Here is a 7,193-nt window from a genome sequence, read left to right as displayed (position 1 = left end):
CGGTGGCGAAGGACAAGGCTGGCACGCTGGTGGACTTCACGGGTACGGCGGGCGCACGCAAGCTGACGGGCGTGGCCAACGGTGACGTGAACGCATCGAGCGTGGACGCGGTGAACGGCTCGCAGCTTTACAACGTGGCGCAGTCGACAGCGAACGCGATCGGCGGCGGCTCGACCTACGATCCGGCAACGGGGACGATCACGAACCCGACGTACGTGATCGGCGGCAGCACGTATAACAACGTGGCGGGCGCGATCACCAACATCGACGGCCGCGTGACGCAGAACACGACGGACATCAGCAACCTGAGCAGCAACGTGACGAACATCAACAACACGTTGAACAACATCACGAACGGTTCTGGTATCACGTACTTCCACGCCAACTCGACGCTGGCGGACTCGTCGGCGCTGGGTCAGGAGTCGGTGGCAATCGGCGGTGCTGCGTTGGCGCAGGGTGGCTACTCGATGGCAATCGGCAGCGGTGCACAAGCCCAGGGTGAAAACTCGACGGCGATCGGGAGCAAGTCGACGGCATCGGCGACCAACTCGGTGGCCTTGGGTCAGGGCTCGGTGGCGGATCGCGCTAACTCCGTATCCGTGGGCTCGGCAGGCAACGAACGCCAGATCACGAACGTGAAGGCCGGCACGGCCGACACCGACGCTGTCAACGTCGCCCAGCTGAAGGCCGCCGGCGTCATCGACTCGAACGGCAATTCGAGCGCTGTCACGTACGACAAGAACGCCGACGGCACCGTCAACTACAGCAGCATCACTATGGGTAACGGCGTCGCTGGAGGCACGACGATCCACAACGTCGCAGCCGGCACCGACGGCACGGACGCAGTGAACGTCACCCAACTGAACGCGGCCATTCAGAACGTGACGAACATCGCGAACAACGCAATCGATCCGATGTTCACGTCCAACGGCGACCGCAATACCGAAGCAGCGAACGCCAGCGGGACGCACGCCACTGCGATGGGCCCGACCGCGAACGCGAGCGGCAACCAGTCGATCGCAGGCGGCTACAACGCGCAAGCAAGCGGCAACAGCTCGATCGCGATGGGCGCGAACTCAAAGGCAACGGCGGATCATGCCGTCGCACTGGGTGACGGCTCGGTGGCCGATCGTGCGAACACGGTGTCGGTGGGCTCGGCCGGTCAGGAACGCCAGATCGCCAACGTCGCTGCGGGCACCGCGACGACGGATGCCGTCAACGTCGGCCAGCTTAACGACTCGATTGCTGCCGCTGTGGGCGACCTGCCGGCGGGTACGACTTCGAAGCAGTACACCGACAAGCAGATCAACATGGTCCAGCAGGGCGTCAACAGCGTGGCGCGTAACGCCTACTCGGGCGTTGCGGCAGCCACCGCGCTGACGATGATCCCGGACGTCGATCAGGGCAAGACGATCGCGGTCGGTGTCGGCGGTGGTTCGTACCACGGCTATCAGGCCGCTGCGCTGGGTGCTTCGGCACGCATCACGCAGAACGTCAAGATCAAGCTCGGCGCAGGCATCAGCGCGCAGGGCACGACGGTCGGGGCTGGTGCGTCGTATCAGTGGTAAGCATCGGGAAGTGAGCGCAAGGGCGGTGCAGTAACCGCCGCCCGAGCGCAGCCTTCACAAGCAATACGCTTCAAACGAAACGGGCTCCCTTGCTGAAGGGAGCCCGTTTTGCATTTTCCGTTTTGTGGTTTTTGCAGCTCATGCGCGCGATCAGTTCGGCGAGTGCTACCCGGCTTCGTCCCGGAACACGTCTGCCCGTGCGCTAGCATTTGCGATCGTTGCCGCAGCGGACGCACAAACGCAATTCGCCCATCCGTCGCTTGTCGCACGCGTTCGCCAAACGGCCGCCATCAACGAATCCGCTAGCGCTTCGCTACGTCACAACTCTTCGCTGCGCGATCAGATCCTTCGCGCCCGCCAGTTTTTCGGCCAGTTCCGGTCCTCGCTGAAGCGCGACGCCGACCGCGAGGATATCGCCGATCGCGAGATGCGACGTGCGCGACGTCATCGGTGAAAAGATGTCCGTGTCTTCGTCGACATTGGCGAACAGGCCGATCGACGCAATGCGCGCGAGCGGCGAATTCCCATGCGTGACCGCAATCACTTTCGCGCCCGCTGCGAGCGCTGACTTCGCCGCGTCGATGATGTCGCGTGTGCGGCCCGTATTCGAAATCGCCACGACGACATCGCCTTCGCCGAGCAACGCCGCTGACATCAGAAACGTATGCGGATCAGAATAAGCGACGCTCGGCATGGCGAGCCGGAAGAACTTGTGCTGCATGTCGAGCGCGGCGATACCCGAACCGCCCGCGCCGTAGAACTCGATGCGTCTCGCGCGCGCGAGCACCTGAATCGCGGCTGCCACGCTGTCAGTCGACAGATTGTTGCGCACCTGGATCAGCGCGCCGATCGTGCGGTCGAGCACCTTCGCGGCGACGCCCGGCGCCGGCTCGTCGGGCCGAACATCGCGATAGACGGCCGGCACCTCGGTTGCTATGCCTTGCGCGAGCCGGATCTTGAACTCGCGGAAGCCTGAAAATCCGAGCGCATGACAGAAGCGCGCGATGGTCGGCTGGCTCACGCCCGCGCGCGCGGCGACCTCCGTCATCGACAGGTCGAGCACTTCGCGCGGCGCTTCGATCACGTAGTCGGCGAGCTTGCGTTCGGACGGGCGCAACTGGTCGCGCATCGCTTCCACCTGGGACAGCATCATCGGGAATCTCGCACTATGCTGAAGAATGCGTGGACTATAGCTGATAGATGAATCTGGTACAAAAACTACATTTTCACCGTAGGTGATTACCCTGAGGTTGATTGGCGAATTCATGAAAGCTCCGGCGTATAAAGCTCAAACGTGAATTCGGCCGCCCGGCAGATTCAGCAACTGCAACATTGTGTGCGTGTAGTTTTTCTACTAATATCCCGATTGCCGGCGTTCCATGCCGTTCCCCGCGATATCAATCTGGCGCAAGCGCGCGTGCGCGCGAGCCAGCGACGAAGGAGCATCGATGGTTTCCCCGCATTCGCAACTGATGAAAGTCACGAAGCGCGTGATCGAGCGCAGCAAGCCGACGCGTGACGCCTATCTGTCGCGCATCGACAAGGCGCAGGGCAAGTTCCCGGCGCGCGGCGCGCTGTCCTGCGCGAACCTCGCGCACGGCTTTGCCGGCCTCGAAGGCAACGACAAGCTCGTCATCAAGCAGATCCGCCAGCCGAATATCGGCATCGTCTCGTCGTACAACGAGATGCTCTCGGCGCATGCGCCATACAAGGATTTCCCCGACATCATCAAGGCCGCCGCACGCGAAAGCGGCGGCGTCGCGCAGTTCGCGGGCGGCGTCCCGGCGATGTGCGACGGCATCACGCAGGGCAACGCGGGCATGGAGCTGTCGCTGTTCTCGCGCGAAGTGATCGCGATGAGCACGGCCGTCGCGCTCACGCACAACATGTTCGACGCTGCGCTGTGCCTCGGCGTGTGCGACAAGATCGTGCCGGGCCTGCTGATCGGCGCGCTGCAATTCGGCCATCTGCCGACCATCTTCGTGCCCGCCGGCCCGATGACGAGCGGCCTCTCGAACGACGACAAGGCGAAAGTGCGCCAGCAGTTCGCAACGGGCCAATGTGGCCGCGACGCGCTGCTCGAATCCGAGGCCGCCGCGTATCACAGCCACGGCACCTGCACGTTCTATGGCACGGCCAACAGCAACCAGATGCTGATGGAAATCATGGGCCTGCATCTGCCGGGCTCGGCGTTCGTGCATCCGCATACGCCGCTGCGCGACGCGCTGACCGCACAAGCCGCGCGCCGCGTGCTCGACCTCACCGTCGACCGAGGCCAGTACATGCCGATCGGTCATGTGATCGACGAGAAGGCGATCGTCAACGGCATCGTCGGCTTGCTGGCGACGGGCGGCTCGACCAATCACACGCTGCACCTCGTCGCGATTGCGCGGGCGGCGGGCATCATCATCGACTGGGACGACTTCGATACGCTGTCGGCGTCGGTGCCGCTGCTGGCCAAGGTCTATCCGAACGGCAAGGCCGATGTGAACCACTTTCACGCGGCGGGCGGCATGGCGTTCCTGATCCGCAATCTGCTCGAAGGCGGCCTGCTGCACGACGACGTGAACACCGTCGCCGGCAAGGGTCTCGCGCGCTACGCGGAAGAGCCGAAGCTGCTCGACGGCAAGCTGACATGGGTGCCGGGCGTCGCCGAAAGCCAGGATGCGGCGGTGCTGCGCCCCATCGACGAGCCGTTCCAGCCGGACGGTGGTCTGCGTCTGATGCAGGGCAAGCTCGGACGAGGCGTGATCAAGATTTCGGCCGTCGCGAAGCAGCATCGCACGGTGAAGGCGCCCGCGATCGTGTTCGATTCGCAGGAAGCCGTGCAGGAAGCCTTCGACAACGGCGAGCTGAAACGCGACTTCGTCGCCGTCGTGCGCTTCCAGGGCGCGCGCGCAAACGGCATGCCCGAGCTACATCGTTTGACGCCGCTGCTCGGCGTGTTGCAGGATCAAGGTTTCCACGTCGCGCTCGTGACCGACGGCCGTATGTCGGGCGCATCGGGCAAGGTGCCCGCCGTCATTCACGTGTCGCCGGAAGCGTTGCTGCAAGGCCCGCTCGGCAAGGTGCGCACGGGCGATACGATCGTCATCGACGCGGAAGCGGGCGTGCTCGACGTCGAAATCGAAGATGCCGAATGGGCTGCGCGTCCGATCGCCGTGTCGCAGCACCAGGCGGAAAACGAAGTGGGCTTCGGCCGCGAGCTGTTCGGTGTGTTCCGCTCGGCGGCTGCGCCGGCGGAGTTGGGCGCGTCGGTGTTCGGGCCGCTCGTCGGCGAAGCGCCGCAGCACGCAGGTCAAACAGCAAGCGCCGTATCGAGCGAAGCCAGTCACGCAATGCAGAAATGAAGCGATAAGGAGTCTGAAGATGACGTCGAAAACAGTCAGCGAAATCGTCCGCTTGGGACCGGTGATTCCCGTCCTCGCATTCGATACCGTCGAGCAAGGCGAACACGTTTCGCGCGCGCTGCATGCAGGCGGCGTGAAGGTGCTCGAAATCACGCTGCGCACGCCCGCCGGCATCAAGGTGATCGAGCGCGCGAGCCAGCTTGCCGAAGACATCGTCGTGGGTGTCGGCACGATCACGAAGCCGGAGCACTGCGAGCAGGCGAAGAAGGCGGGCGCGCAGTTCGGCGTGTCGCCGGGCCTCACGAAAGAGATGCACAAGGCCGCGCAGGATGCGGGTCTCCCGCTGCTGCCCGGCGTGATGACGCCGAGCGACATCATCGTCGCGCTGGAACTCGGCTATGAAATCGTCAAGTTCTTCCCCGCGCAGCAGGCGGGCGGCGTGCCGATGCTGCAGGCCTTCCACGGCCCGTTCCCGACGCTGAAGTTCTGCCCGACGGGCGGCATCACGGCGGAATCGGCGCCGAACTTCCTCGCGCTGCCGAACGTCGTGTGCGTCGGCGGTTCGTGGCTGACGCCAAAGGCTGCGCTCGCCGCGCAGAACTGGGACGAAGTCACGCGCCTCGCACACGCTGCAAGCGAACTGGCTGCCCCTGCGCATTGATTCGCAGCATGGCGTTTTGACGAAGCGCACAACAGGCTCGACACAGCCTCGCCGTTTTAGCCTTGAAAGGCTTTGGCGGCGAGGCTTTTTGTTTATTGCGCGGGGCCTTCGCGCGCCACGAACGTCAACAGACAGTAAAATTCAGCGTCCGCGAACACGCCTCTTTTGAAGGCGTTTTCAGCATCCGGAAGCGGGCGAGTGCAGCAGCACTTTGCAACTCAAACCAACAAAGCAAAGGAGGAGCTTCATGGAAGCTGTCCACGGCAGCATGCTGCTGATATACGCCGTGATCGCCATTGCGGTGCTGATCCTGATGATCACGCGCTTCAAGGTCTATCCGTTCCTCGTCCTCATCATCGTTTCGCTGCTGCTGGGCCTTGCCGTCGGCATGCCTGCTGGCACGATCGTGAAGTCGTTCGAAACGGGTAACGGCAACACGCTGGGCCATATCGCGATCGTCGTCGGCCTGGGCACGATGCTTGGCAAGATGATGGCCGAGTCGGGCGGCGCCGAGCGCATCGCCACCACGCTGATCAACTGGTTCGGCGAGAAGAACATCCACTGGGCGATGATGTTCGTCGCGATCATCGTCGGCTTGCCGGTGTTCTTCGAAGTCGGCTTCGTGCTGCTGATCCCGATCGCGTTCAACGTCGCGAAGCGCACGGGCAAATCGCTGCTGCTGATCGGCCTGCCGATGGTCGCGGGCCTCTCCGTCGTGCACGGTCTGATTCCGCCACACCCGGCCGCGCTGCTCGCCGTGCAGGCGTATCACGCCGACATCGGCCGCACGATCGCGTACGGTCTGCTCGTCGGCGTGCCGACGGCCATCGTGGCGGGTCCGCTGTTTGCGCTCCTGATCCATCGTCAGGTCAAGCTGGCGAATAACAATCCGCTCGCCGCGCAATTCGTCGATGTCGAGCACGAGGCGGGCACGCGTGAGCTGCCCGGCTTCGGCATCACGCTCTTCACGGTTCTGCTGCCTGTGATCCTGATGCTGGTCGGGAGTTGGGCGGACCTCGTGTTCGCCCCGAAGACGACGCCGAACGACCTGCTGAAATTCATCGGCACCTCGGATGTCGCATTGCTGATCTCGGTGCTGGTGAGCTTCTGGACGTTCGGCGCGAGCCGCGGCTTCAATCGCGAGCAGATCCAGAAGTTCTGCGGCGAATGTCTTGCGCCGATTGCGGGCATTACGCTGATCGTCGGCGCGGGCGGCGGCTTCGGCCGCGTGCTGATGGATAGCGGCATCTCGAAGGAAATCGTCGCGACGGCGACGGCGGCGCACCTGTCGCCGCTCCTGTTCGGCTGGTTCGTCGCGGCGCTGATTCGTCTCGCGACGGGTTCCGCGACGGTTGCGATGACGACTGCCTGCGGCATCGTCGCGCCGATCGCGGCCGCGAGCGGCGTCCAGGTGAAGCCGGAACTGCTGGTGCTCGCGACGGGCTCGGGCTCGCTGATTTTCTCGCACGTCAACGACGGCGGCTTCTGGCTGATCAAGGAGTATTTCGGAATGACGGTGGGGCAGACGTTCAAGACGTGGTCGCTCTGCGAAACCATCATTTCGTTGATGGGCCTCGGCTTGACCTTCGCATTGGCGGCGGTCCTGTAAGGAGT

At 63.8% G+C, this 7,193-nt stretch carries 5 protein-coding genes; 4 read left to right on the top strand and 1 reads right to left on the bottom strand.

The window, feature by feature from the left end; translation table 11 throughout:
• Nucleotides 1-1,568, top strand: a 1,568-nt coding sequence (locus BN2476_RS40480) for a YadA family autotransporter adhesin (protein ID WP_173819718.1), incomplete at its 5' end; no start/stop codon positions are given.
• 313 nt (nucleotides 1,569-1,881) lie between these two features.
• Here the strand turns inward: BN2476_RS40480 and BN2476_RS40475 are convergent.
• Nucleotides 1,882-2,721, bottom strand: coding sequence for a MurR/RpiR family transcriptional regulator (locus tag BN2476_RS40475; protein WP_087739763.1), 840 nt, complete (start codon nucleotides 2,719-2,721; stop codon nucleotides 1,882-1,884).
• 295 nt (nucleotides 2,722-3,016) lie between these two features.
• Between BN2476_RS40475 and edd the strand changes: the two genes are divergently transcribed.
• The 3 genes from edd to BN2476_RS40460 all read left to right on the top strand — a co-directional run bounded on the left by edd (nucleotide 3,017) and on the right by BN2476_RS40460 (nucleotide 7,188).
• Nucleotides 3,017-4,918, top strand: coding sequence for a phosphogluconate dehydratase (gene edd, locus BN2476_RS40470; protein ID WP_087739769.1), 1,902 nt, complete (start codon nucleotides 3,017-3,019; stop codon nucleotides 4,916-4,918).
• A gap of 19 nt (nucleotides 4,919-4,937) precedes the next feature.
• A complete protein-coding gene (eda, locus tag BN2476_RS40465) occupies nucleotides 4,938-5,579 on the top strand; it encodes a bifunctional 4-hydroxy-2-oxoglutarate aldolase/2-dehydro-3-deoxy-phosphogluconate aldolase (protein ID WP_087739762.1) in 642 nt (213 codons plus the stop codon).
• Between the two features lie 247 nt (nucleotides 5,580-5,826).
• Nucleotides 5,827-7,188, top strand: coding sequence for a GntP family permease (locus BN2476_RS40460; RefSeq protein WP_087739761.1), 1,362 nt, complete (start codon nucleotides 5,827-5,829; stop codon nucleotides 7,186-7,188).
• Nucleotides 7,189-7,193: the final 5 nt, after the last annotated feature.

It is taken from the genome of Paraburkholderia piptadeniae, from assembly GCF_900007165.1.
In the GTDB taxonomy this organism is placed as follows: domain Bacteria; phylum Pseudomonadota; class Gammaproteobacteria; order Burkholderiales; family Burkholderiaceae; genus Paraburkholderia; species Paraburkholderia piptadeniae.
Note: the sequence above shows the minus strand (reverse complement) of the source record. Positions and strands in the feature narration are given on the sequence as shown.